Origin of the sequence: Pseudoselenomonas ruminis, assembly GCF_008271295.1 — a bacterium.
In the GTDB taxonomy this organism is placed as follows: Bacteria; Bacillota; Negativicutes; order Selenomonadales; family Selenomonadaceae; genus Selenomonas_A; species Selenomonas_A ruminis.
This window is the reverse complement of the sequence record NZ_VTOY01000009.1, coordinates 1-26,573: the sequence shown is the minus strand read 5'-3', so window position 1 is coordinate 26,573 and position 26,573 is coordinate 1. Positions and strand designations below refer to the sequence as shown.

General features: G+C 54.2%; 22 protein-coding genes, 1 riboswitch and 1 other annotated feature. Of the genes, 15 read left to right on the top strand and 7 right to left on the bottom strand.

What is annotated here, in order from left to right; all coding sequences use genetic code 11:
* Positions 1-16: 16 nt before the first annotated feature.
* Positions 17-568 (bottom strand): phosphoribosyltransferase family protein, encoded by a 552-nt coding sequence (locus FZ040_RS10115; RefSeq protein ID WP_149171872.1) that lies wholly within the window; start codon positions 566-568, stop codon positions 17-19.
* Between the two features lie 191 nt (positions 569-759).
* On the opposite strand from FZ040_RS10115, the gene FZ040_RS10110 reads away from it, so the two are divergent.
* Positions 760-1,941 carry a type III PLP-dependent enzyme gene (locus FZ040_RS10110; RefSeq protein ID WP_149171871.1) on the top strand — a complete coding sequence of 394 codons (1,182 nt, stop codon included), beginning with the start codon at positions 760-762 and terminating at the stop codon, positions 1,939-1,941.
* 68 nt (positions 1,942-2,009) lie between these two features.
* Positions 2,010-2,219: a hypothetical protein gene (locus FZ040_RS10105; protein WP_074514709.1), complete on the top strand. Its 210-nt coding sequence runs from the start codon at positions 2,010-2,012 to the stop codon at positions 2,217-2,219.
* A gap of 54 nt (positions 2,220-2,273) precedes the next feature.
* Here the strand turns inward: FZ040_RS10105 and FZ040_RS10100 are convergent, their stop codons facing one another.
* From FZ040_RS10100 to FZ040_RS10090, 3 genes are all read right to left on the bottom strand, one after another.
* Positions 2,274-3,572: an aspartate aminotransferase family protein gene (locus FZ040_RS10100; protein ID WP_149171870.1), complete on the bottom strand. Its 1,299-nt coding sequence runs from the start codon at positions 3,570-3,572 to the stop codon at positions 2,274-2,276.
* 68 nt (positions 3,573-3,640) lie between these two features.
* Positions 3,641-5,590: a peptidase U32 family protein gene (locus FZ040_RS10095; RefSeq protein ID WP_149171869.1), complete on the bottom strand. Its 1,950-nt coding sequence runs from the start codon at positions 5,588-5,590 to the stop codon at positions 3,641-3,643.
* Between the two features lie 171 nt (positions 5,591-5,761).
* Positions 5,762-6,448: a zinc-ribbon domain-containing protein gene (locus FZ040_RS10090; RefSeq protein ID WP_149171868.1), complete on the bottom strand. Its 687-nt coding sequence runs from the start codon at positions 6,446-6,448 to the stop codon at positions 5,762-5,764.
* Positions 6,449-6,668: 220 nt separating this feature from the next.
* On the opposite strand from FZ040_RS10090, the gene FZ040_RS10085 reads away from it, so the two are divergent.
* Genes FZ040_RS10085 through FZ040_RS10070 form a run of 4 tightly spaced genes read left to right on the top strand, consistent with a single transcriptional unit; the run spans position 6,669 to position 10,373 of the window.
* Positions 6,669-7,211 carry a hotdog family protein gene (locus tag FZ040_RS10085; RefSeq protein WP_149171867.1) on the top strand — a complete coding sequence of 181 codons (543 nt, stop codon included), beginning with the start codon at positions 6,669-6,671 and terminating at the stop codon, positions 7,209-7,211.
* Positions 7,212-7,255: 44 nt separating this feature from the next.
* The gene (locus tag FZ040_RS10080) at positions 7,256-7,822 is read left to right on the top strand and encodes a biotin transporter BioY (protein ID WP_149171866.1); all 567 of its coding nucleotides are present in this window, start codon (positions 7,256-7,258) and stop codon (positions 7,820-7,822) included.
* Positions 7,823-7,824: 2 nt separating this feature from the next.
* Entirely contained in the window at positions 7,825-8,973 is a 1,149-nt protein-coding gene (locus tag FZ040_RS10075) for a thiolase family protein (protein WP_149171865.1), read from the top strand.
* Complete coding sequence (locus FZ040_RS10070) at positions 8,970-10,373, top strand: AMP-binding protein (protein WP_149171864.1); 1,404 nt, start codon at positions 8,970-8,972, stop codon at positions 10,371-10,373. Before FZ040_RS10075 ends, FZ040_RS10070 begins: the two co-directional genes overlap by 4 nt.
* Here the strand turns inward: FZ040_RS10070 and FZ040_RS10065 are convergent.
* Genes FZ040_RS10065 through cbiM form a run of 3 tightly spaced genes read right to left on the bottom strand, consistent with a single transcriptional unit; the run spans position 10,302 to position 12,802 of the window.
* Entirely contained in the window at positions 10,302-10,973 is a 672-nt protein-coding gene (locus FZ040_RS10065) for an energy-coupling factor ABC transporter ATP-binding protein (protein ID WP_149171863.1), read from the bottom strand. The two genes, FZ040_RS10070 and FZ040_RS10065, sit on opposite strands and share 72 nt — an antisense overlap.
* On the bottom strand, positions 10,970-11,773 hold the full coding sequence (locus FZ040_RS10060) for an energy-coupling factor transporter transmembrane component T (RefSeq protein ID WP_222930960.1): 804 nt from the start codon (positions 11,771-11,773) through the stop codon (positions 10,970-10,972). Before FZ040_RS10060 ends, FZ040_RS10065 begins: the two co-directional genes overlap by 4 nt.
* Before the next feature lie 12 nt (positions 11,774-11,785).
* Positions 11,786-12,802, bottom strand: a complete 1,017-nt coding sequence (gene cbiM / locus FZ040_RS10055) for a cobalt transporter CbiM (protein WP_149171862.1) — start codon at positions 12,800-12,802, stop codon at positions 11,786-11,788.
* A 176-nt stretch (positions 12,803-12,978) separates the two neighbouring features.
* Positions 12,979-13,164: riboswitch (cobalamin riboswitch) on the top strand.
* Between the two features lie 353 nt (positions 13,165-13,517).
* On the opposite strand from cbiM, the gene FZ040_RS10050 reads away from it, so the two are divergent.
* From FZ040_RS10050 to FZ040_RS10010, 9 genes are all read left to right on the top strand, one after another.
* Positions 13,518-15,710, top strand: a complete 2,193-nt coding sequence (locus tag FZ040_RS10050; protein WP_149171861.1) for a methylmalonyl-CoA mutase family protein — start codon at positions 13,518-13,520, stop codon at positions 15,708-15,710.
* Positions 15,710-17,911 carry a methylmalonyl-CoA mutase gene (scpA, locus tag FZ040_RS10045; RefSeq protein ID WP_149171860.1) on the top strand — a complete coding sequence of 734 codons (2,202 nt, stop codon included), beginning with the start codon at positions 15,710-15,712 and terminating at the stop codon, positions 17,909-17,911. Before FZ040_RS10050 ends, scpA begins: the two co-directional genes overlap by 1 nt.
* 14 nt (positions 17,912-17,925) lie before the next feature.
* Positions 17,926-19,128, top strand: coding sequence for a methylmalonyl Co-A mutase-associated GTPase MeaB (meaB, locus tag FZ040_RS10040; RefSeq protein ID WP_149171859.1), 1,203 nt, complete (start codon positions 17,926-17,928; stop codon positions 19,126-19,128).
* A 2-nt stretch (positions 19,129-19,130) separates the two neighbouring features.
* Entirely contained in the window at positions 19,131-19,658 is a 528-nt protein-coding gene (locus FZ040_RS10035; protein ID WP_149171858.1) for a peptide-methionine (S)-S-oxide reductase, read from the top strand.
* 207 nt (positions 19,659-19,865) lie between these two features.
* On the top strand, positions 19,866-20,063 hold the full coding sequence (locus tag FZ040_RS10030; RefSeq protein ID WP_149171857.1) for a DUF3791 domain-containing protein: 198 nt from the start codon (positions 19,866-19,868) through the stop codon (positions 20,061-20,063).
* Positions 20,064-20,239: 176 nt separating this feature from the next.
* Entirely contained in the window at positions 20,240-22,051 is a 1,812-nt protein-coding gene (locus FZ040_RS10025) for a GmrSD restriction endonuclease domain-containing protein (RefSeq protein ID WP_149171856.1), read from the top strand.
* A gap of 470 nt (positions 22,052-22,521) precedes the next feature.
* Positions 22,522-22,716, top strand: a binding site (T-box leader).
* 50 nt (positions 22,717-22,766) lie between these two features.
* Positions 22,767-23,792 (top strand): phenylalanine--tRNA ligase subunit alpha, encoded by a 1,026-nt coding sequence (pheS, locus tag FZ040_RS10020; protein ID WP_149171855.1) that lies wholly within the window; start codon positions 22,767-22,769, stop codon positions 23,790-23,792.
* An 18-nt stretch (positions 23,793-23,810) separates the two neighbouring features.
* Positions 23,811-26,246, top strand: a complete 2,436-nt coding sequence (gene pheT, locus FZ040_RS10015) for a phenylalanine--tRNA ligase subunit beta (RefSeq protein WP_149171854.1) — start codon at positions 23,811-23,813, stop codon at positions 26,244-26,246.
* Positions 26,247-26,256: 10 nt separating this feature from the next.
* A complete protein-coding gene (locus tag FZ040_RS10010) occupies positions 26,257-26,517 on the top strand; it encodes a cell division protein ZapA (protein WP_149171853.1) in 261 nt (86 codons plus the stop codon).
* Positions 26,518-26,573 lie beyond the last annotated feature (56 nt).

Here is a 26,573-nt window from a genome sequence, read left to right as displayed (position 1 = left end):
TTTTTATCCGATTTTATTATTCTGCATCAAATAACGGCAGCGGCTCGAGGAAGATGATATCGTCGCGGTTGGCGGCGTCACCTTCGGCGAGTACACAGGCCTGGCCGATGACTTTGCCACCGGCTTTTTCGGTAAGCTCCGTCAGTGCCTTCATGGAACCGCCCGTGCTGATGACATCGTCGAGCAGCAGGACGTTTTTGCCCTTGAGACGGTCGACATCGACGCCGTCAAGGCAAAGGTTCTGGACGCCTTTGGTCGTGATGGAGATATCTTCCACCCAGATGGCATTTTCCATATACGCTTTGACCGATTTGCGGGCGACGATGTAGCGCGGCATGGAAAGTTCGCGCGCAAGGTCGGCGGCAAGGGGGATACCCTTCGTCTCTGCCGTCAGGATAACATCCGTTTCGGGCGGAACTTTTTTGGCCAGCGCTTTGGCACAGGCGAGCGTGAGCTCCTGGTCGCCGAGCATGATGAAGCCGGCAATGGCCAGTTTATCCGTGACGTTCAGGATTGGCAGGGAGCGTTTGCAGCCCGCTACCGTTAATTCATAAAATCTATCAGCCATAGTACACCTCTCTCAACTAATACGGAACTATTATACGCTCTTTGTATCTAATGTGCAAATTTTAATGTAGGAATTCGAAATTCTGACGAAAAAAATTCAATTTTATATTGTGTATCCGTGTGGATTGTAATAAAATGTTTTCATAAGACTGTGTGGTCTTAAATTTAACAAAAAGGTCGTGTTAATGTGTTATGAAGAGTTTCAGACTCACCGAAAAGGAAATGAACAAGATGGCAGAGCGGATTCCTACGCCGTTCCTCGTGGCATCGCTGGACAAAGTTGAGGAAAACTACCAGTTTATGCGCAAGCATTTGCCGAGTGCAGGTGTCTACTATGCGATGAAGGCGAATCCGACGCCGGAAATCCTCAAGCTGCTGGCTGGTCTCGGGTCGCATTTCGATGTGGCTTCGGCTGGCGAGATGGAAGCGCTGGCAGAGCTTGGCATCGATGGCTCGCGTATGATTTATGCCAATCCCGTAAAGGATGTGCGTGGCCTGCAGGCCGCCGCAACTTATGGCGTGCGTCGGTTCACGTTTGATGACGTGACGGAAATCGACAAGATGGCCAAATACGTGCCAGGCGCCGATGTTCTCGTGCGCATCCAGGTTCGCAACAACAAGGCGCTCGTCGACCTCAATACGAAGTTTGGCGCGCCGATGGATGAGGCCCTGGACCTGCTTGAACAGGCCGAGAAAGCTGGCCTGCATGCGATGGGCATCTGTTTCCATGTCGGCAGCCAGTCGCTGTCGACGGCGGCGTATGAGGAGGCCTTGCTCTTAGTTCGTAACCTTTTTGATGAGGCGGAAGCTCGCGGCATGCACCTTACCGATCTCGATATAGGCGGCGGTTTCCCTGTGCCCGATGCGGACGGGCTTACGGTTGACCTGGCGGCAATGATGCAGGCCATCAACCGCCAGATTGACCGCCTGTTCCCGGAGACGGCCGTATGGACCGAGCCGGGACGCTACATGTGCGGCACGGCCGTCAATCTCGTGACGTCGGTCATCGGTACGAAGGACCGCGCGGGCACGCCTTGGTATATCCTCGATGAGGGGATCTATGGCTGCTTCTCGGGCATCATGTATGACCATTGGACGTATCCGCTCCATTGCTTTGGCAAGGGCGAGAAGAAGCCGTCGGTCTTTGCAGGCCCGAGCTGTGACGGCATCGACGTGCTCTATCGTGACTTTATGGCCCCGGAGCTCCATGTCGGCGACAATCTGCTCGTGACGGAGATGGGCTCGTATACGAGCGTCAGTGCAACGCGCTTCAACGGGTTCTATCTGGCGCCGACGGTCATCTTTGAAGAGCAGCCCGAGTATGAGGCGCGCCAGAGCACGAGCAATGACGATGATGCTGAGGCCGCTGTCTGACCTTGACATTTGACTTTTGACAATTGACAAGTCAAACTGGCAGCAGTGTAGAAAGGAAGAAATACAGAATGGAACTAGCAGAAATCGAGCATATGCTGCTGCATGCCCTGACGGAAGAGTCCGTAGGGGAAAAGCTTGATGGTGCCAAATCCCAGCAGGAAGTATATGAGGCCTTAAAAACGCTTCCGTACTTCACGCTCACGATGGAAGAATTCCAGCAGGGAATTCAGGCACTTAAAAACGAGCAGGCCGAAGTGCATGAGCATGAGGCTGAATAAATGACATAGAAATACCCCCGCTGCGATGTAGCGGGGGTATTTTTATGTGTGGTATCAGAGATTTTTTTCGGTCAGCACCATGTCGACAGCGTTCAGTACGTCGTCGACGTTTTCTTTGGTGATGATAAGTGGCGGCTGGAAGGCCATGACGTTGCGGCCAACGCCGTTCTTGCCGATGATGAAGCCGCGGTCCTTGAGGGTCTCTAAGACATCGTCAAGGATTTCGGGGGCTTCGCTGCCATCGGCATGGATGAATTCCGCGCCGTCCATGAGGCCGAGACCGCGGACATCGCCGATGACCGGGTGCTTCTTCTGGAGTTCACGCAGGCCGGCGCGCAGCTGCTCGCCGCGCTCCTGGGCATTCTGGACGAGCTTATGCTCTTCGATATAGTCGAGAACGGCTAGTGCGGCTTCGGAGGAAACTGGGTTGCCGCCGAGCGTCGAAGCACCTGGGCGCGTATAGGTGTCCGCGACTTTACTACTTGCGATAAAGGCCGAAATCGGCGTGCCGTTGCCGAGGGCTTTGGCCATGCACATGATGTCGGGGACGACGTCGTAGTTTTCGATGGCAAAGAGCTTACCGGTGCGGGCAAAGCCTGTCTGGACTTCGTCGATGATGAGCAACGTGTTGTATTTCTCGAGGATTTCCTTGACGCGCTTGAAGTAGCCTTTCGGCGGTACAACGCAGCCAGCGTTGCCCTGAATCGTCTCGGCGATGAAGGCACCTGGGTGGCCAGATGTCGCCGTCTTGATGAGGTCTTCGATGGCATTGGCGCAAGCGTAGTCGCACTCCGGGAATTTCCTGTTCATCGGGCAGCGATAGCAGTTTGGGTTCGGGGCAAAGTGGATGCCGCCGACCGGCGTCGGCGCCGTGCGCCACATCGTAAGGCCCGTTACGCTCATGCCGAGTTTCGTGCGGCCGTGAAGGCCCTGGCGCAGGGCGATGATTTCGCTGTTGCCACTGTAGACTTCGGCGAGCAGCAGTGCCCCTTCGGTGGCCTCCGAGCCCGTGGAGCAGAAGAAGGATTTCTGCAGGTCGCCCGGCGTTACTGCGGCGAGTTTTTCGGCGAGGTTGACGAAGTTTTCGGTCAGGTAGATGTTGCAGACGTGCTGGAGTTTATCGACCTGTTCTTTGATTTTCGCGGTAATTTCGGGATTGCAGTGGCCGCAGTTCATGACGGATACGCCAGCGTACATGTCGAGATACTTTTTGCCGTTGCTGTCCCAGAGGTACTGCATCGAGCCTTTGACCATCTGCTGCGGATTCGAGTAGAAGTGGGCCAGGCATGGCATGATGTATTTCTTTTTCTTTTCGATGATGGCCTCAGGGCCAATGTAGTGCTTTTTTTCCATTTTTTGTATCCTTTCCGAATACACCCTTCGGCACATCACTACCGAAGGGTGTTGTTGTAAAAACGATGTTAGATGGAGTTACGGCTCTGGCGGAAGCGGAAGGTACCAAGACCAAGTTCACGCGGGCCCTGCTGGAGCTCGGCGAGTTTTGACTGGTCAATTTCCTGGCCGCTCGCCAGTGCGTCAAGCGCTTCGCGATAGAGTTTTGTGACTTTGCCTGTAAACTCTGGCGTGTAGTCCTGCGCCTCGATGCGGTAGGAGGCGATGCCGTTGAATTTTTTAAGATACGGATAGAGGCAGAGATCCTTGGCAAAGTAAATGTGGTTGCGGCCAAACTGATCGATGCGGATGGAATGTTTCTCCTTGGCATTGTCGAGCAGCGCATAACGGCGGTCGAGAACCTCCGGATTGTCGAGCTCGCTATAATGCGGCAGGGACATGCCCGGGATATTGTGGTCGCAAATCATGGATTCGTAGGAGCCATGAACGATTGTCTCAATTGGAAGCTCAGAGCTTTCCACGATTTCGCGCAACTGCTCGAAGGAAAGTTCCAGGGAAGAGCAGGCCATGACGAGGCTGTTTTCCTTGAGGAATTTGGCAGCCAGATGGTTAAAGAGGTTAAACGAGACATCGGCCTGGATCGGCAGTTTCGTGTACTGCTTGGCAAGTTTCAGCGAGCCAAGGTTGCTGACCATGATGCCGTCAGCGGCCAGCTCCGGACGGGAAGCAATCGCCGTCAGGAACTGCTCGAGTTCGCCACACTCACGGCGCATGGTCGTGCGCGGCGTGTTGATGACGACCTTGGCCTTGCCCTTGGCATAGGCGATGATGTCTGCGTATTCGGAAAGCGTCCAGGGACGGAATGGGCGGAAGGCTTCACCGCCAACGTAGATGACATCAGCGCCGTTATCGACAGCTGCCTTGGCGGAATCGATGGTATTGACGCGGACGCTCAGCGTGCGGTGCGCGTCGTTTTCTTTGTTGATGTCGCGCTCTTTTTTGAGGATTTCATCCTGGAAGCCGGCTTCTTTGACGGCGTCACTGAAGAAGCGCGGTTCGCGCTCGCCGGTCATGCCGATATCCTGTTTCGTCGGGGAGCCGAAGGCAAAGGTCGTCGTAAAGTCGCGGGCACGGTTCTCATAGAGGCTCTTCCAGCCTTCTTCATCAACTTTATAGCCCATCGGATCGGCGATATAGGCATCGATGGCCTTGCGGTACGTGGATACGATGCGGCGGATAAACGGTGCCGGGCGCATGCGGCCTTCAATCTTGAAGGAGAAGACGCCAGCCTGGATAAGCTGCGGAATCGAGCGGTACATGCACATGTCCTTGAGCGCAAGCTTGTAAGCGCCGTCGCTGTCTTTGTCGAGGACTTCCCCCGTCTGCTCGTCGATGAGCGAGTAGGCCCAGCGGCAGGGTTTGAGGCAGCGGCCGCGGTTGCCGCTCTGGCCAAAGATGACACCAGAGTGGATGCACTGGCCGCTTTCGCTCATGCACATATCGCCATGCATGAAATACTCGACCTCGATGCCCGTGCGCTCGCGGAACAGGCTGAGCTCAGAGAGCGTCATCTCGCGGCCGACGACGATGCGCGTGATGCCGTATTCCTTGAGTTTTTCGATGGCATGCTCGTTGTGCGTGTTCATCATGACCGACGTATGGATGGGGATGTCGATGCCCATTTCGTGAACGAGCTCGAGTACGGCAAAATCCTGGACGAGCAGTGCGTCCGGCTTGATTTCATTGAGATAGGCGAGGTACTCGCGCAGGGCCGGAACCTCTTCGTCGCTGATGAGGTTGTTGAGCGTGATGTAGAGCTTGACATCGTGCTCATGGGTGTAGGCGATGGCCTTCTTGAGCATCTCATCGTCGAAGTTGAAGTCGCCTTCGTGCATGCGCATATTGAAGTGCTTGCCGCCGAGGTAGCAGGCATCGGCACCGGATTCAACACCAGCTACGAGCGCATCCCAAGTGCCCGCTGGTGCCAGAAGTTCAACAGATTTACGATTTAAAATCATAATAGGTAAGTTACTCCTTTTAAAATAAATGATATCTATATATGATAGTCCTAATTCATAAGTATAACAGGAAAAGGAACGAGCTTCAATATATATGAAAGGATAAAGCAGAAATGCGGGGGAAAACAAAAAGCCTCTGCCGCTGGGGCAGAAGCTTGCAAGGGGAAAATGTCAGCTGATGGTGCCAGTCAGACTGATATCCTGGCCGCTGGCGGCTTTCCATTTGGTGTTGTCTGTGTAGTGGAGGTAGATGACCTTGGCCCGGAATTTTTGTCCGTTGTCGAAGCCATGAAGGGTCCAGGATCTGGTGTTTTTCAGCGTTTCGCCCGGAGCAATTGGCGATTCACCGCTGCCGTGGTAACAGGTAGCCTCATTGATACTGCTCTTTAATAGCAGGCCGTTACTGTCGAAGGCATAGACAACGATGCGATATTTATCGATGGTCTTTTCGGCATCGGTGTTGCGGATATCGAGGTGCAGCTGCGGTTCACCCCAGGAATTTTTTTTGATTTGAATGCCGTCAAGCGCGATTTGTGGTGTATTGGGCGCTGGCTGAGCCTTTTTCGGAGTTTCTTTTTGCTCCTGCTTAGGCTGCTGCTGTTGTTCTTCGGCTGTTGGCTGTGCTGCCGGTTCCTCGGCATGTTTTTTGTTATGGATTCCGATGGAGCCGAAAATAAGGATAATAAGTACGAGGATTCCCAGCATAATTTTTTTGCCCGTGGAATATGGTTTAGCTGGGATAATTTTTTTTGACGGCATAGCGGGTGGGGAAGAAAGTGTATCGACGACTTTTGTGCCGCATTTTTTACAGAAAAGGGCATTGTCGGGGAGCTGTTCTCCACAATTTTTACAGAACATAATTGAAACACTCCTTTATAAAAATAAAGTCCATAGTTAAAAGTAGCATGGAAGATTAAAAACAACCCTTGAAGAACTTTAAAAGTTTCTTGGAAATCGGGAAATGGTAAATTTTAGGCAGAGAGTAAAGGAAAAAACTTAAGGTAAACCAAAGAGAAAACAATTAGTTGACGATATAGGCGGAGATGTTTATAATGAAAATTGTTTGCGGGAGGTCATTATGGAACAAAACTTTTTTCGCGAGCTGGCGCGGACGTTGTCGCGCCTGCAAGGCGGACGGTTTGCTGGCGCAGTTATCATGCGGGCCGATTGGCAGCTGATGGAGGATGAATCCGTGGCGACGGCTGGCTTGGAGGTGCTAAAGGACCGGCATGGATTATTCCAGGTGCGATGCACAGCTGGAAAGGAAGTGCTTGAGGTGACGATGCTGTTAGGCCGCTATCAAAAGCAGCTGCCTGACAAGTCAAATTTGACAAGTCAATTGACCGGTCAAAATGACTTGTCAAATTGGCAGGTGGAACCGGCAGCGGTGCAGGCGTTTACGGAGGCCGTTGGCGATACGAACTGGATTCATCAAGGGGAGCGGCCGGTTATTCCGGGGCTTTTGCTCATGGAAAAGCTGCTAGGCGAGCGCCCGGCAGGAAAAAAGCTGCTTTCGCTGCGGTTTTATCATGCGATGACAGCCGGAACTGTTTTGGTTGACTGGTCCGCGGGAAAATTTTTCCAGCAGGAGAAAATGACGGCGGCTTTTCGTTGGCAGTAACGAGGCATTGATTTTATTTTTGAGGATAAAGGCAGGTTTTTGACATGCAGAGAGAAACAACCATGACGTTAACAGAAGAAAAATTTACGACGCGGCAGCTGACGAAGATGGCACTTTGTTTGGCCTTCTGCTGTGTGTCGGCATTTATTTCGTTCCCGCTTCCGTTCACGCCGGGACTCGTGACGGCGCTGACGGTGGCGCTGACGGTGACGGCACTCGTGCTGCCGCCAAAGCTTACGTTTATTACGATTGCGGCCTATGTGTTCTTAGGTGCGGTGGGCCTGCCGGTATTCCCAGGCGGCATGGGCGGCCTGGGCCGTCTCTTAGGGCCGACGGGCGGCTTTTACTTTGGCTGGCCGTTTGTCTGCCTGCTCGTCAGCCTACTCAAAGGCAAGGCCATTTCATTTCGCCGTTATGCGCTGGCAGCTGTGCTCGCCGGTGTGCCGCTCACCTATGTCGGCGGCCTTATCTCGATGATGCTCGTCATGAAAGTCGGTCTGTGGCAGGGGCTTATTATGGCGGTATTTCCGTTTATCCCCGGCGATATCATGAAGGCGCTGCTGGCGGCATTTATCGGTGTGCGCGTCAATAAGATGCTTGAGAATCTTTAAGCATGCAGGACGTATATGTACTCGATGTGCTACGGACACCGATTGTCGGCAAGAACGGAAAGTTTAAGGCGATACGGCCCGAGGTGCTGGGCGCTGAGGTTGTAAAATCACTCGTGCAGCGCTGCGGTCTTACGGCAGTCGATGGCATCCTCGGCGGCAATGCCGTTGGTACGGGCGGCAATATCACGCGGCTTATGGCACTGCTGGCGGGACTTCCCGAAGCGGTGCCAGCCTGCACCGTTGACATGCAGTGCGCGTCAGCAGCCGCGGCTATGGCGATGGCCTATGCAAATGTGGCAAGTGGTCAAGGCGATGTGTGGATTGCAGGCGGTATGGAAAGCTCATCGCTGCAGCCACTGCGGACGTATGCACCCGCTGATGAGCGCTATAAACTTGTGCCGGATGGTAATGGGGAATATTATACGGCGCAGTTTGCGCCTGGGGATATGGCGCCCGATACGATGCTGCGTGGCGCGGAGCGCGTGGCGGCTGAGGAAGGCGTCACGCGCGCAGAGCTTGAAGCATGGGCTCTGCGGTCGCACGCGCGCGCGGCAGCTGCCGTAAAGGCTGGCGTCTTAAAGGATAGGATTGTGCCGGTTCAAGGCTGGTCGAAAGATGACGGCATCCGTCCGCGCATGAGCCAGCGGTTGCTCAGCCGTCTGCCGCTGCTTTTGGGGGAAGGCACGACGCTTACGGCGGGGACGGCCTGCTGCATCAATGATGGAGCGGCCTTTGCGGTGCTGGCATCAGGGGATTATGTGCGGCGTCAGGGACGGCGGCCGCTTGCGCGTATCGTTGGGACGGCGGCAGTTGGCGGCAATCCCGCCCAGAGTCCGCGTGGAGCGATGCGCACGGCCGATGTTTTGCTGGCTCGGCTCGGTTGGCGCTACGAGGATTTGCAGGCCATCGAGTTTAACGAGGCCTTTGCGGTCATCGATGTATTGTTTAAGCGTGCGCATCCGGACTGCGTGGTAAATTACAACCGCTTTGGCGGGGCGCTGGCCTATGGTCATCCGTATGGCGCGTCGGGTGCCATACTGCTTGCGCATCTGGTGGAGTCCCTGCGGGCCGCAGGCGGCGGTTGCGGCATCTTGTCGATAGCTGGTGCGGGCGGTATGGGGGAAGCAATCGCATTGGAGCTGGTAGAATGAATTATTATACGTTATTACAACAGGGGGCATCGCGCCAGCCGGAGAAACTGTTTCTCGTTGTGGATGGAGAGGAATGGAGCTATCAACGGTTTTTGATGTTGGTTCAGCAGTTGACTGGTCAACTCGCAGAACGCCTGCCCAAGGAGCTGTCTGGGGCCGATATTTTATTGCTGGCCGATACGTTTGCCGGCCAGCTGGCTGGTTTTCTGGCTTTGCAGGCGCTAAAGGCGCGGCCAATCCTCATGCATCATGGCCTGCCGCCGCAGCAGGTGCAGGCTATTTTGCAGGAGAATCGTCTGCAGGGGCTGCTGGTATTATCGGCAAACAAAAATGACCAGTCAGATTTTGACTGGTCATTTAAACGGACTGGAAACAAAATGGTGCCGCATAGCGAACCCGATATCCTTGGCGTGCTGAGCTCGGGCTCGACGGGCACGCCCAAGGTCATGTACCGCACGTATGACAGCTGGGCGGGCTTTTTTCCTGTGCAGAATCCCATCTTCCATGTCGGGCAGGCAACGCGGCTGTTCCTGCAGGGGAGTCTGAGCTTTACCGGCAATCTCAATACGCTGCAGTCGGTGCTCTACGCGGGCGGCACTATCGTGACGAGTCAGTGGATGCACTGCCGCCGCTGGGGACAGCTTCTGCGCGCGTGGGACGTCGATGTAATCTATCTGATTCCGACGAAACTGCAGCTGCTGCTGGCATCGCATCCGGCTGTCCTGCCGAAGGTACGGTGTTTATTCACGGGCTCGCAGCTTTTAAGTGCGCGCAATATCCGCGAGCTGCAGCAGCTGCTGCCTGGGGCCGAGCTTGTTCTCTACTATGGTGCGAGCGAGCTCAACTACATCACGTATGCCATCTGTGAGGACCCCGACCGTGACCCGTGCAATTTGGGCCGGCCGTTTCCAGGCGTCAAAGTGACGGTGCGTGATGGCCTTATCTATGTCGATACGCCGTATCATGTCAGCGGTGTGCCGGTGCCGTTTTCGGTCAAGGATACAGGCCGCCTCAATGAAGATGGTGAGCTTATCTTTGCGGGGCGCCGCGATGCCTGGGTCAATAAGGGCGGCGTGAAAATCAGCACCTTGCGGCTTGAAAATGAGCTGCGGGCAATCCCTGGCATCTGCGCGGCCGTTGTCCTGCCCGTCAGCGATAGCTTGCGCGGCAGCACGCTGGCGGCTTTCCTGGTCAAGGAGGAGACGGTGACAGCAAAAGCCATGCGCCACAGCATCCGGCAGGCGCTTTTGCCGGTCGAAGTCCCGCGCGTCATCACGTTCTTGCCGCAGATGCCGCTCAATGACCGCGGCAAGGTGGATCGCACAGCTTTACGCCGACAGCTCGACCGAATGGTCGGCGTGGATGGTGAGTGTCTTATCGGCCAGTGTGCTGGCAAGTGAAACGTCATGCGTTGCGATGATTAGTGTCTTGCCCGCGTCTTTTAAGGCCTGCAGGAAGTCGCAAAGCCATGCCTGCGATTTTTCGTCGAGGGCGCTTAGCGGCTCGTCGAAGGTCCAGATGCTCGGATTCATCGTCAGGATGGAGGCAATCGCTGTCTTTTTCTTCTCGCCGCCGGAGAGCGTATAGGGCGCGCGGCCGCGCAAGTGCGCAAGGCCGAGAAGCTCCAGCGCGTCTTCAACGCGGCTTTTGACTTCAGCTGTGGAAAGGCCCATCTGCTCAGGGCCAAAGGCGAGTTCCTCGGCGACACTGCCACAGAAGAGCTGGGCATCGGGATTTTGCCAGACAAAACCCATCTGCTGATGGAACCATTTGGCGTAGCGATGCTCACGCATTTTGGCCGCAGTGATTTCCGTACCGCAAAATTGATAAGTACCAAGTTCTGGATAGATGAGACCGTTCAGCATGCGCAGCAGCGTGGATTTACCCGCGCCGTTTGGCCCGCGCAGCACGACGGTCTCGCCTTTTTTTATATGGAAACTTGCGTGGCGCAGGACAGGCTCGCCATCGTAAGCGTAGCAGACATCGTCAAAGTCAATCATAGGATAGCCTCCAGTCGCAGGAAAAGATAGAGATAGAGCAGGATGAGCAGCAGGAGCAGGCTGTCGCCTGGGCGGAAGGACTGCTCACGTCCGGGAAGGTATTCACCGGTAAAGCCGCGGCAGATCATGGCCTCGTACATGGTTTCAGACATCTCCTTAGAGCGCAGGAACATGGTGCCGAGCACGCCGCCAGCGGCGCGCTGCTTGTGCTGGTTTTTGCCAATGGAGCGCAGCTTGAGGGCGATGAGCATGTCGCGGGCGATTTCGCCGAGCAGGATGATGTAGCGAAGCGTGGTGTCTAAGAGGAAGATGACGGTCTGCGGCACATGGAACCTGCGCAGGGCCGACGTGAGTTCATTCCAGGGCAGGATGGCGCGCAGGATGCTAAGGGCCGCAACGGACAGGAAGGTCTTGAGGGGCAGCAGCAGGACGAGCGGGCCGCTGCCGATTAGGGCAGCAGGCAGGATCAGCAGCAGGGAAAAGCAGGCGGCGGCAAGCGAGGCCTGTACCGCTGGCCATACCAGACGGCCGGGCAGCAGGCAGAGCAGCACCAGCGTCAGCGCGAGCTCGCAGAGCAGGAACGCTGACGTATGCGCGGTCACGCAAAATAGCAGCCAGAAAAACAGGAAACAGAGCGCACTGCAGGCCGAGATATGGCGCAAAGCGGAATGCTCTGCCTGTTGGCGGATGGCGAGCAGCACAGTCATCACACGCAAAAGAGACCGGGAGATGAAATAGTCCCGGTCCCGATTTGGCTGATAGTTTTCTTCCTGTGTTACCCATGGTGGAAGTTTTATCATGCAATAAGCCCCTTAGTGTTTGGCAATTGAGGCGTCATAATTCGTAGGTGTGTGGATAAATGACGCGAAGATCTTGAATGTCAGTATCAGAAGTGCCGTACCGATGATAGCCGAAAGGATGTAGCCGAAGGATTCTGGCAGACCGGCGATGGCATAGTCGGGGAACAGGGCATCAAAGGAGAAGCCGTCCTCCATGCCAGCTGGCGTATAGCCGAGGGCCGAGCCGAGGAAGTCCTGCTCGGCAAGTTCCTCAGGATCCCATTCGCCCCAAGCTGTGCCTGAGGCGAGTAATCCGAGCGGCGTGCCGAGAATCAGCAGGGCAACCAGTCCGTAGATGGTCTTCAGGCCGGCACCTGCCTGCTGGGCTGTATCGGCCAGAAGCGAGGGCGCAGCCTTTTTCAGATAGCCGAGGATAGCCGTCGTGAAGATGACTTCGGCAAGACCGAACAGCGTCAGATGGCCGACCATCATCGCTGGAATCGAGATGGCAAGCGGATATGGGCAGTAGAGCGCGTGACCGGCGGCGTCGGTAAAGAGCAGCGGCTGGAGACCGAACTCGATAGCGGCACAGAGTGCGGCCAGGTTGATGCCGACATAGGCGCCTGCGCCTGCGGCAATCAGTTCATGGGCCGGCATGGCTTTTTTCAGGGCGCGATAGATGGCAAAGCCCGCAAACGGCATGACAAACGCCATGTTGAAGCAGTTGGCGCCGAAGGCGAGCAGGCCGCCGTCACCGAAGAAGAGCGCCTGCACGAACAGGGCAATGCTGACTGCCAGACAGGCCGACCAAGGGCCAAACATGATGGCCAGCAGTACAGCGCCGACTGCGTGACCCGTCGTGCCGCCCGGCAGCGGCAGGTTGAACATCATGCCGAGGAACGAAAAGGCCGCGCCAATCCCCAGCATCGGCATCTTTTCCTTGGGAACTTCCTGTTTGACTTTCTGTACGGCCAGCCACCAGACCGGTGCCATGGCAGCACCGAATACGGCGCAGGTGGACGGGCTCAGATAGTTTTCGGGAATGTGCATAGTATCAACTCCTAACATTAAATATGATATAGATAAGACCTAATACGGTTTCAGTTTAAAGTATTTTCACAAAAGTTGTAAGCCCCAGGGGGGGATACGATTTTGATCTGTGATTTTTTTCGATAAAATTTGACAATAAGCGAAAACAATAGTAAAATAAGTGTCAGTTAAAAAAGAATATCGCGATTGGATCAGGTGTCGCAAGACTTAATAGGGAAGCCGGTAAAATCCGGCGCGGTCCCGCCACTGTAACAGCGAGCAACTCCGCAGATATGTCACTGGAGGGGGAAAAAGCCTCTTTGGGAAGGCGCGGAGGAGCGATGAACTGGAGCCAGGAGAACTGCCTGATTAACGATCACCGTTTGACCTGCGAGCGATGGGGATGGGGATCTTGGACGATTTAGTTTAGAAAGAGTCAGGCGTTTACCTGACCGTTAGGACTGAATGTTTTTCAAGATGAGCCCATTTCCGCGAGTAGCAGGAAATGGGCTCATTGTGGTATGTATTCTCGCTGTTCTTGACTTTAGGCGAAAGGTTTTTCCTCATGGAATCTTCTGTGGGGAAGAAATTGCTCATACATTTCATTCAGTTCTATGTATTGGCTGCCATTGTTGCAGCAAGGGTCTCGATTTGTGGAAGGATCGAGACCTTCTTTTTTTGCCTGGACGGGTGAAATGGAGCATATATTATTCTACCTTTAAAGGGGGAAATGTATATGAGTAATGACACAAAGACACAGGCAGAGTCGGAACTTGACCTGCAGGCCATCTTGAAGAAGGCCGAGCAGCAGACCGAGTTTCCCGACGTACCGCTCGACGAGTTTACCCCGCCGACGTATGAGGAATGGAAGGAGAACTGTATTACGCTCCTGAAGGGAGCACCCTTTGAAAAGAAGATGTTCACGAAGACCTACGAGGGCATCACGTTTGACCCGATGTACTTCCGCAATACGACCGAGGAAATCCTTCCACGCACGTCCTTCCCCGGCATGGATGATTTCCTGCGCGGCTCGCGGCCTAACGGCTATATCAAGTCGCCCTGGGGGATTGCGCAGGCCTGCGATGAAACGCTGCCGGCCGAGAACAATGAGCTGTTAAAATACGAGCTTGAAAAGGGCTCGACGATTTATCATGTCAAACTTGACCAGTCAACACTCACCGGTCAGGATGCACGCGAGGCGGCAAAGCCCGGCGACGAGGGCTGCAGCGTAACGACACTTGACGATCTTCATGTACTGCTCGACGGCTTGAAGCTCGACGAGCATCCGCTATACATCTATGCCGGACAGACGGCCTTGCCGATGCTCGCAATGGTGGCCGCGGTGCGCCGGGCCTCGGGCAAGGATATGAAGGCGGTGCGCGGCTTTATCGGCGCGGACCCGATTGGCGAGCTCGCCGAGCGCGGGACGCTTGAAGCACCGCTTGACAACCGCTATGAGGAAATGGCCGATTGTGCGAAGTGGGCGCTGGCAAATGCCCCGGGCCTGCGCACGATTATGGTCCGCAGTGATGTTTACAGCCGCGGCGGTGCCAGCGATATCCAGGAGGCGTCGTACACGATTGATACGGCCGTCACGTATCTTCGTGAATTGCAAAAACGCGGACTCTCCATTGACGAGGCGGCGAGCCAAATCATGTTCGGCTTTTCGATGGGCGCCAATTTCTTCCTGCAGATTGCCAAACTGCGCGCCATGCGGCCAATCTGGGCGCAGATTATCGCGGCCTTTGGCGGCAATACTGAGTCACAGCGTATGCACGTCCATGCAAGGCCGGCGCTTTTCTTCAAGACGGTTTATGACCCGTACGTCAACATGCTGCGCAACACGACCGAAATCTTCTCGGGGGTCGTCGGTGGCATCGATTCGTTCGAGAACGCGCCGTTTGACGAGCCGATTCGCAAGGGCGACGTGTTCTCGCGCCGCATCGCGCGCAACGTGCAGATCATCCTGCAGGAGGAGTTCGGCCTCTTGCAGCCGATTGACCCCGCTGGCGGCTCGTGGGCCGTGGAAACGCTGACGAAGCAGGTCAAGGAAAAAATCTGGCAGGCGTTCCAGGAAGCCGAGAGCGCCGGCGGCATTGTCGAGGCGCTAAAGGCGGGCACGCCACAGCAGGCCATCGGCGAGGTGCTGGCCGAGCGGTTCAAGAACGCAGAGCTAAGACGTGACCGCATCGTCGGCAACAACATGTATCCGAATATGACTGAAAAACTTCTCGACCCGCGCACCGAGGACTGGGCAGAAAACAAGAAGCAGCGTGCGCAGGCCATCGAGGCGTATCTTGCCGATATCGACGGCGCGTATCGCGACGAAAAGCTCGCGGCACTATCTACGGCAACCGATCGCGTGACGGCGGCGATTGCGGCCGCTGAGGCTGGCGCAACGCTGCCGGAACTCTGGGGCGCCTTGCCGCAAGAGGGCGCGGTGCCAGAAGTCGAGAAAATCGCGCCGCATCGCTGGAGCGAGCGCTTTGAGGCGCTGCGCCACCGCACGGAACAATATGCGGCCGAAAAGGGCGGCAACGTGCGCATCTTCCTTGCCAATATGGGGCCGATTCCGCAGCATAAGGCAAGGGCTGATTTTACGACGGGCTTTTTGCAGGTCGGTGCGTTTGAGGTACTGCGCAACGATGGGTTCAAGACGACGGACGAGGCGGCGGCCGCTGCGGCTGAGTCCGGCGCCGATGCTGTGGTCATCTGCTCGACCGATGCGACGTATCCTGACATCGTTCCTGATTTAGCTCCGAAACTTCATAAAGCGCTGCCAGAAGCAACGGTCTATCTGGCTGGTGCCGCACCGAAAGATTTGCTCGAGACGTACAACGCCGCGGGCATCGATGATTACATTTCGGTACGGGCCAATTGTTACAAAATCCTGCAGTTCCTGCAGCAGAAGAAAGGAATGATGGCATAATGGCAGCGTTTAAGAATCCTGATTTTACGAGCATGGACCTGCGGGAGGCACCGCAGCATACGAAAGAAGAGTGGCAGAAACTCTTTGAAGAGCAGGTCAGCGCCAGCTATGACGAAATGACTGCGCGCACGATGGAGCACATTCCGGTAAAGCCGTTCTACAATCATGACGAATACGATCACATGAATCATCTCGATTTTGCCAGCGGCATCCCGCCGTGTCTGCGCGGGCCGTATTCGACGATGTATGTATTCCGTCCCTGGACGGTCCGCCAGTATGCAGGCTTTTCGACGGCAGAGGAATCCAATGCGTTCTACCGCCGCAACCTGGCCGCCGGACAGAAAGGCCTGTCGATTGCCTTTGACCTGCCGACCCATCGCGGCTATGATGCCGACAACCCGCGCGTGCTCGGCGATGTCGGTAAGGCTGGCGTTTCGGTCTGCTCGATGCTCGATATGAACATTCTGTTCTCGGGCATCCCCCTTGACCAGATGTCGGTATCGATGACGATGAACGGCGCGGTGCTGCCAATCCTCGCGTTCTATATTCAGTCTGGTATCGAGCAGGGGGTTGACAAGTCAATCATGGCGGGCACGATCCAGAACGATATCCTAAAAGAGTTCATGGTGCGCAACACCTATATCTATCCGCCAGACATGTCCATGCGCATCATCGGCGATATCTTTGAGTACACGACGAAGAACATGCCGAAGTTCAACAGCATTTCGATTTCGGGCTACCACATGCAGGAGGCTGGCGCTACGGCGGACATCGAGCTTGGTTACACGCTGGCCGATGGCCTCGAGTACCTGCGCACGGGCATCAATGCGGGACTGGCTGTCGATGCGTTTGCTAAACGCCTGTCGTTCTTCTGGGCTATTGGCAAGAACTACTTCATGGAAGTGGCCAAGATGCGGGCGGCCCGCGTGCTTTGGGCAAAGATCGTCAAATCGTTTGGTGCCGAGAATCCAAAATCCATGGCCCTGCGTACCCATTGCCAGACTTCAGGCTGGTCGCTTACGGCACAGGATCCGTTCAACAACATTTCGCGTACCTGCATGGAGGCCATGGGCGCGGCGCTCGGCCATACGCAGTCGCTGCATACGAATGCGCTCGATGAGGCCATCGCGCTGCCGACAGACTTCTCGGCCCGCATTGCGCGCAACACGCAGCTCTACATTCAGGATGAGACGCGCGTCTGCAAGATAATCGACCCGTGGGGCGGTTCGTACTACGTCGAGGCATTGACGAACGAAATCATCCGCCGTGCCTGGGCGCATATCCAGGAAGTCGAGTCCTTGGGCGGCATGGCCAAGGCCATCAGTACGGGCCTGCCGAAGATGCGCATTGAAGAGGCGGCGGCCCGCCGTCAGGCAAAAATCGACTCGGGCAATGAGACCATCGTCGGCCTCAACAAATACCGTCTCGACAAGGAAGACCCGCTCGAAATCCTCGCCATCGATAACACGGCTGTGCGTCAGGCGCAGATTGAGCGTCTGGAAAAATGCCGCAGTGAGCGCAACGACGACGATGTGCGCCGCGCGCTCGAAGCCATCACGAAGGCCGCTGATAGCCGTGACAACGGCAACCTGCTCGATTGTGCTGTCGAAGCCGCCCGCGTGCGCTGTACGCTCGGCGAGATTTCCGATGCAGTCGAGAAGGTTTCGGGCCGCTATCAGGCCGTCATCCATACGATTTCGGGCGTCTATTCGTCCGAGTTCACGAACAAGAGCGCACTGGAAAAAGCGCGTCACATGGCCGATGAATTTGAGGAGCTCACGGGCCGTCGTCCGCGTATCTTCGTCGCCAAGATGGGCCAGGACGGTCACGACCGCGGGCAGAAGGTCATCGCCTCGAGCTTTGCGGACATGGGCTGGGATGTCGATGTCGGGCCGCTGTTCCAGACGCCGGAGGAAACCGCGCAGGATGCCGTCGACAACGATGTGCACATGGTCGGTTTCAGTTCACTGGCCGCTGGTCACAACACGCTTTTGCCGCAGCTCGTCGAGGAACTCAAGAAACTCGGCCGCGAGGACATCATGGTCGCCATCGGCGGCGTCATTCCGGTACAGGATTATGATTTCCTCTATGAGCATGGCGCCGTCGCCATCTTTGCCCCAGGCACGAATATCCCTGAGGCTGGCTGCAAGCTGCTGACGCTGCTCATCGACCGCGCGAAGGAAGAACTCGCAGAAGAGTAGGGGGGGTAATACGCATGGCACAGAAATATTCGGTCAGCAAGCCGAGCTGGGTGCCAGAGGAAAAGGATGAAAAATTTGCCTGCTCAGTCATGGGCGGCATCGAGGGCATCAAGGATACGACGGTCGGCAATATCAATCCGGCCATCCAAAGCGGCAAACTGCGGCCCAAGCGGCGCATGGTGCTGACCGAAGACGAGTATGTCGAAGGCGTGGCAAATGGTGACCGCATGACGTTGTCGCGGGCCATCACGCTCATCGAGAGCAACAGTCCGCGCCATTTCAAGAAAGCCCAGCGCGTGCTCCAGCGGCTTTTGCCGCGCACGGGCAAGGCACTGCGCATCGGCATCACCGGTGTGCCGGGGGCTGGCAAGAGCACGATGATTGAGGCGCTCGGCAACATGCTTTGCGATGAAGGGCATCGCGTGGCCATCTTAACCGTTGACCCGACGAGTTCAGTCACCAAGGGCTCTATCCTTGGCGACAAGACGCGCATGGGGACGCTCTCAAGACGGCCCGAGGCCTTTATCCGGCCCTCGCCGGCTGGCGGGACACTTGGGGGAGTGGCCCGCAAAAGCCGTGAGACCATGCTGATGTGTGAGGCCGCTGGCTATGATATCATCCTCATCGAGACCGTAGGCGTCGGCCAGTCAGAAACGACGGTGCGGTCGATGGTGGATTTCTTCATGCTCGTCGTGCTGACCGGCGCTGGCGATGAATTGCAAGGCATCAAAAAGGGGATTATGGAACTTGCCGATGCGATTGTCGTCAACAAGGCCGATGGCGATAATCTCACCAAGGCCAAAGTGGCGCGCGGCGAGTTCGAGCGCATGATTGAATACATCCGTCCGGCTACACCGGGCTGGCCTACGCATGCGTATCTGGCCTCAGCCATCGAAAAGACCGGGCTCAAAGAACTCTGGGAAGTCATGCAGGCCTTTGAACAGATGACCAAGAAAAGCGGCGTGTTCCAAAAGCGCCGCGATGGACAGCTGCTCGATTGGATGCACAGCATGATTGACGAGCATCTGCACAATTTGTTCCTCGAGGACCCCGTCATCAAGGGCAGGATGCCCGAGGTCAAGGAGGCCGTGCTTGGCGGTACGATTTCGCCGACGCAGGCGGTGGCCGAGCTCATCCACATGTTTGACGTGCAGCGGGCGGCCGCAAGGCAGGACGATTTGTTCCATCCGCGGGAAGACAAAGGAGGCGGGCGCTAGGCATGTATACGAAAAAGATTTACTTTTCGGGCGGTGATTTCCACGAGTTGCAGGCGGTTTTTTCCGGCCTGCCCGGCGTCGTAACAACGCGCGTTGGCTACCTGACGGGAGAGGGTAACGACGATGAGGTGCATGGCATCGAAGTCGAGTACAATCCGAAAAAAGTGGACCTCTCCATGCTCATGGATATCCTGTTTGCCGTCGTGACACCATACCGTCCCGATGGCCAGGGCAAGGCGATTGGCAAAGAATTCCGCGCTGGTGTCTGGTACACCGATGCCGAAGACGAACCGCACTTGCAGTTCTACATGCACTTCCTCGCAAGCCGCGGCAAAGCCCCAGCGGCAACAGGGGCCGGCCTTACCATCAACGACCCCAACAGCAAAGCCGTACGCAAATGCTACGCCAAAGCCACCTCGCTGAAAACTTTCCGCGAAGCCGCCGAAGAGCATCAAAACTACTACACCAAACATCCCGACGCCGAATCGTTTATCGATTGGAAATCGTTTCGGGAGCAGGTGCGGTACTAGGTAACAAAATAAATAGGGGAAGCAATCGGTAGAGGATAAAAAGAGCCGGCAATCAGAGTGGTCAACTAGATAACTCTGATTGCTGGCTCTTTTGGTGGGGGGCAGAAAACTTCTTGCCGAGGGATAAAATCTTTCTAAATAGAGGAAAAAATAGTATAATTATTATCAGCAAATTATAATTGGTTTACTAAGGCAGGAGGAATGGAAATGAACAAGACTACAATGGAATTTGTTGTTTATATGATTCATGCCTGTGCGAATATGTGGAATTTGTCCCCTAAGCAGGTTTACCAAAAACTTCAGGCAACAGGTTGCATCGACGAGTATCTTGTTCCCAATTACGATATCCTCCATACACAAGGGAGCGGCTATCTGGTCGATGATATCTTGATTATAAGGTGTTAGTGCAGTTGCTGGAAGAAACAGAAGGAGATAAGTTTTAGAAAGAGCGTCGGCTCTTTTGTGGATAAGCCAAATTTTATAAAAGTTCTATTAAGGAGAAATTACTACAAAAATTAAAGAATAAATAGTTATCCTAGGTAAAGCATGACAGAATTTAAAAACAGGAAGTTGGAGATAGGATGCAAACAGAAAAATTTACCTTGCGTTCATTGGGGATTGGTTCAATCCTTGGGATGATTGATGCGGAGGAATTTGTAATTCCTGAAATACAACGCCCCTTTGTTTGGAGACGTAGCCAAGTACGCGACTTGATCGACTCGCTCTATAATGGCTATCCTACTGGATATATCATCACCTGGAAAAATCCGGATGTACGTACAAAGGATGGTAGTATGTCACGTGGAAATCATATCTTGATTGATGGTCAGCAGCGTATTACCGCTATAATGGCAGCTATTTCAGGGAAAAAGGTGATGGATGAAGATTTTAATCTTGATCGCATTAAGATTGCTTTTAATCCACAAGCAAAAGATTCATCTAAGCGTTTTGCCGTACAGGATGCATCACACTTGAAGGACAAGAAGTGGATTCCGGATATTTCAGAGATATTTAAAGCGGGATTTAAGCAACGTGCCTTTGAAAATAAATATGCTGCCAATAATCCAGAGGTGGATATTGATGATTTATCAGAGACAATTACTGGTGTCAAAAAGATTGCTGACAGGCAAATTGGCGTGATTGAACTTGATCAGTCTTTGGATATTGATGAGGTAACAGAAATTTTTATTCGAATTAATTCGAAAGGGACATCACTGAGCCAGTCTGACTTTGTTATGTCGAAAATGGCTTCGGATACAGCTCATCAGGGAAATCTCCTGCGCAAAGTTGTAGATTATTTCTGTCATTTGGCAGTAAAACCGGATTTTTATGCGCAGATGGTTAAAGATGAAAATTTTATTGCTACGCCGTATGCAGATAAAATCAAATGGCTGGCTAAAGACCATGAAGAAATATATGAACCGGATTATGGCGATATGCTTCGCGTGGCATTTATGTATAAGTTTAGCCGTGGCAAACTAGCAGATCTTGTCAGTCTGTTATCTGGACGTGATTTTGAGACGAAAGAATTCCGGGAAGATATTATTGCAGATTCATACCGGCGTTTAGGCGAAGGGATACGTGCGTTCATAAATGAAAATAATTTCCAGGGCTTTGTACTGGCAATCAAAGGTGCTGGCTTTAAATCTAGTAAGCTGCTAAACTCACAAATGACATTGGATTTTGCTTATATGTTGTATTTGCGTTTGTTGGACGATAATACAATTCCCTCAGTACAGATTAAGAGATTGGTTCAAAAGTGGTTCGTTTTATCGACACTAACTGGCCGTTATGTGGGGTCGCCAGAATCGGTAATGAGCCGAGATATCCGTATGATTAATGAAAAGGGGTTTCTAACCTTTGCGAAAGAGATCGAGGCTTCTGTTCTTTCGGATACTTATTGGGATATTACGCTTCCTCAGCGGTTGGAAACAGCGTCAGGAAGTAGCCCCGCCTTTCATACGTTTTTGGCTGCACAAATCAATCGGGGAAGCAATTCCTTATTCATGCATGGAACGATGATTTCTGATTTGATGAATGTTGCTGGCGATGTCCATCACATTTTCCCCAAGGCCTACCTCAAGCGTAATGGAATCACAAGCAATAGCCAATACAATCAGGTAGCTAACTATACTTATTTGGATACGCAAGTCAATAAGGCGATTAGTGATGATGCTCCTAATATTTATTTTCAGAAAATCAGTAAACAGTGTGAGACTAAAAAGATAGAAATCGGTAATATCACTGAGAGAACGCAATTGCGGATGAATTTGCAAGAGAATGCCATACCAGAAAAAATAACAACAATGACGTATGAAGATTATGCAGAGTTTCTTAGACAGCGTCGAATGTTGATGGCGGCATTTGTAAAAAAATATTATTCATCACTATAAAATCATGAATTGGTATGCTTTGTTTTTGCAACAACTCACTTTGAGGTTGTTCGCTTGGACGGGGCATGATATAATGTGTGCGGCAGGCTTGGCCTGCCAAGGCCACCAGATACGGTAGGCGGATTATTTGCAACGTACACCCTCGCAGAAAGGTGCTTTGAGGCCAAGCGTAAGCGCGGTCGATTGGCCAACCAGAAGTGGAGGTGTTACCGATAGATGCGGACACGCTGAAGCTCCTGCTTCTCCTGCTCCTCATTATAGAGGTAAAAAAGAAATAACCGCCTGTCCTCGAAAAACGGCGGTTATTTCTAAAGATATTTAGTCATTAACCATCGAGCGAGGGAATAATCCGTCTATCGGTGGCCTTTTTCTATTTACATTATAAGGCTTTTGGCTGGCTTTTTCAATACATCATAGGGATTGCTGCTGGCGATTTGCAAAATGCTGGTATCTATGTTACACTTTAACGTATCGTGACGATGAAAAAGAAGAGTAGGCTCGCAGAACATCTTTAGAGAGTCCCCGGCTGGTGGAAAGGGGATGGTGTGGTGGGTTGAACGTTCGCTTTGGAGTCTTTCGGAGGAAATGCCGGACGTAGGACTGCGTTAAAGTCATTTGAGTGAGAAATCAGGGTGGTACCGCGAATTTATGCCTTCGCCCCTCGTGCGCTGTTGCGCAAGGGGCGAGGGCTTTTTTGATAGTAGGAGGTTATTCGATGGAAGAGAAGATTGCACAGCTGAAGGCCGAAGCTGCCGCAGCCGTCAAGGGCGCTAGCGATGTGGCAGCCCTCAACGATATCCGCGTCAAATATCTGGGCAAGAAGGGCGAGTTTACCGCGATCCTGCGCGGCATGGGCAGCCTCAGCCCGGAGGAGCGTCCGAAAGTCGGCGCGATTGTCAACGCCGCCAAGGGCGAGATTGAAGCGCTCATCGGGGAGCAGAAGAAAACGCTTGAAGCTAAGGAACTCGAGGCACGTCTTGCCAGTGAGCGCATCGATGTGACGCTGCCGGGCCGCAATGTACCGATGGGGCATCTGCATCCGTTGACGCTGACACTGGAGCGCATCAAGGATATTTTCGTGCACATGGGCTTTAGCGTAGAAGAAGGTCCCGAGATTGAGCGCGACTACTTCAACTTTGAGGCGCTGAATCTGCCGAAGGATCATCCGGCCCGCGATATGCAGGATTCCTTCTATATCACGGAAGAGATTCTTATGCGTTCGCAGACGTCGCCGGTTCAGGCCCGCACAATGCAGAGCAACGAACCGAATAAACCGATTCGCATGATTGCACCGGGCCGCGTGTATCGCCGCGATGAGTACGATGCTACGCATTCGCCGATGTTTACGCAGGTTGAGGGCCTGGTCATCGACGAGGGGATCAGCCTCGCGGACCTCAAGGGCACGCTGGAGCTGTTCCTGCATCAGATTTTCAACGAGAATGTCGGCGTCCGCTTCCGTCCGAGTTTCTTCCCATTCACGGAGCCGTCGGCTGAGGTCGATATTTCCTGTGTCATGTGCCACGGCGAAGGCTGCAAGGTCTGCAAGGGCACGGGCTGGCTGGAAATCCTCGGTGCCGGCATGGTTCATCCGCATGTCCTCGAGATGAGCGGTTATGATCCGAAAAAGGTCAGCGGCTTTGCATTCGGTATGGGTGTTGAGCGTATCGCTATGCTGTCCTATGGTGTCGATGATCTGCGCTTGTTCTATGATAACGACATGCGTTTCCTGAGCCAGTTCTGAGATTGAGGAGGTTATACGATGCAGGTTTCCATTAAATGGCTGAACGATTACATTAAATTTGACGAAACGGCAGAAGAACTTGCCGATAAATATACGATGTCCGGTGTGCCGGTCGAGAACGTCATTCGCGCGGATGAGGGACTCGATAAGGTCGTCACGGGCCGCATTGAAAAACTCGAAGCACATCCGGATTCGGATCATCTGCAGATTTGCCAGATGAATGTGGGCGAAAAAGAGCTCATCCAGATCATCACGGGTGCGCAGAATGTCAAAGAGGGCCAGATTGTGCCGGTGGCTATGATTGGCGCGCATCTGCCCAATGGCCTTCATATCAAGAAAGGCAAGCTGCGCGGTCTGCCGTCGAACGGCATGCTCTGCTCGGCTGATGAGCTTCACATGGACCTCGACAAGCTGCCGGAGGAGCAGAAGAACGGCATCTACATCCTGCCGGCTGATACGCCGGTTGGCGTTCCGGCTAAAGATGTGCTGGGCCTTGACGATGTCGTGCTCGAATTCGAGCTCACGGCCAACCGTGGCGACTGCTTCAGCGTCATGGGTCTCGTGCGTGAGGCCGCTGTGCTGACGGGTAACGAGCCGCATTACCCGGAAATCAAGGTGAACGAGGACGATGCGGCAAGTGCTGCGGACATGGTCAAGATTGATATCGAGGCCAAGGACCTCTGTGACCGTTTCTCGGCCCGCGTGCTGAAGAACGTCAAGATAGGCCCGTCGCCGGAATGGATGCAGCAGCGCTTGGAAGGGGCTGGCATCCGCGCCATCAACAACGTCGTCGATGTCACGAACTTTGTCATGATCGAGCTGGGCCAGCCGATGCATGCGTATGACTATGATGAAATCAAGGGCCATCACCTGACGGCTCGTGTCGCCAAGGCTGGCGAGAACCTCCATACCCTCGACGATTCGTCGCGGGTAGCCAAGGGCACGGAGCTCGTCATCGCTGACGATGAGAAGCCGGCTGGCCTGGCTGGTGTCATGGGCGGCCTCGAGACGGAAGTCACCGAGAAGACGACGACGGTCGTTCTCGAGGCAGCTTCGTTCTACGGTCCGAACATTCGCCGTACGTCACGCAGCTGCGGCCTGCATTCTGAGGCATCGGGCCGCTTCGAGCGCGGGGTCGATGTAACGAATACGCCGCGAGCCCTCGACCGTGCGGCCCAGCTCCTGCAGGAAATGGGCGCCTGCACGGTTACGAAGGGCATCGTCGATGTTTATCCGCAGCCGAAAGAGCCGGTCAAGATTGACTTCACGGCGGAGCAGATCAACAAGCGCCTGGGCACGAAGCTGGCTGGGGCTAAGATGGTCGAGATTCTTGAAAGCCTTGGCTTTGCCATCGAGGAGAAAGGCGCGGAGGTCTATACGGCTACGGTTCCGTCCTGGCGCAATGACTGCACTTATATGGAAGATCTTTCCGAGGAAGTTTCGCGCATCTATGGCTTTGACAACATCCAGTCGACGACGCCGTTTGGCCGCGTCATGCAGGGCCGTCAGAGCGCTCGCCAGAACTTCATCGATAAAATCAAGCACGTGCTCGCAAGCCTTGGCATGACTGAGGAGCTGTCGTTCAGCTTTACGAGCACCGAGATGTTTGACAAGATGCAGGTGCCGGCCGACAGCATGCTGCGTCAGGCTATCCCCATCATGAACCCGCTGACTGATGATGCACCGCTGGTCCGCACGAGCTTGCTGACGAGCATCATGGAAAATGCCGTGCGCAACTTTGCCCGCAAGAATACCGATATCCGCCTGTTCGATGTGGCGCCGGTATTCTATCCGAAGGCACTGCCGGTTACGGAGCTTCCCGATGAGGTCGTAAAACTCACGGGCCTTATCACGGGCCGCCGTCATCCGTTCGGCTGGAACCAGAGCAACGAGATGGTTGATTTCTATGATATGAAGGGCATTGTCGAGGAACTCTTCCGCGCGCTCTCGATTTCCGGCTATACGGTTGAGGCTGGCGAGCACTTCGCACTGCATCCGGGCAAGACGGCTCTCTTCAAGAAGGGCCGCGAAGTAATCGCAACGGTGGGCGAGCTGCATCCGGCGGTTGCCGCTAACTTTGGCATCAAGCAGAAGGTTTACCTCTTCGAGATGGATGTCGAGACGCTGATGAAATACACGGCGAAGAACTTCCATTATGAGTCGCTGCCGAAATATCCGGCAATTGCGCGGGACCTTGCTATCGTTGTCGACGAGTCGGTGGCCGAGGGCGCAATCAAGACGGTCATTGAGAGGAACGGCGGCAAGTTCTTCTGTGGCGTAACACTGTTCGATGTTTACACGGGCGAGCATGTGGCCGATGGCAAGAAGAGTCTTGCGTTCAACCTCAAGTTCCAGTCCAAGGACAAGACGCTGACCGACGAGGAGGCCGATGCAGGCTTTAACAGCATTCTCAAGGCCGTTGAGGAAAAATTCCAGGCAGAACTTCGTGCATAAGAGGGACATTATGGCAGAAGAGATAAAAAAACAAGCGGAACGGGTCTTGGTGGAAATCTACGGCAATACGTATCCGCTGAAAACCGATGACCCGAAGCATATGCTCCAGCTGGCAGCAGAGCTCGATAAGCGCATGAAGCAGATGGCACGGGTAGTGCGAAGTTTTGATGAACGCAAGATTGCGGTGTTGACTTGCTTGCAGCTGGCAGAAGAATTTGATAAGCTCAAGCAAGACTATAATGAACTTGTAGAGCTTCTCGAGGAAAAATAAATAATACCAAATGACGCCCAGTGAACTGCTCCCCGTCAAGAGGACAATAAAAAAAT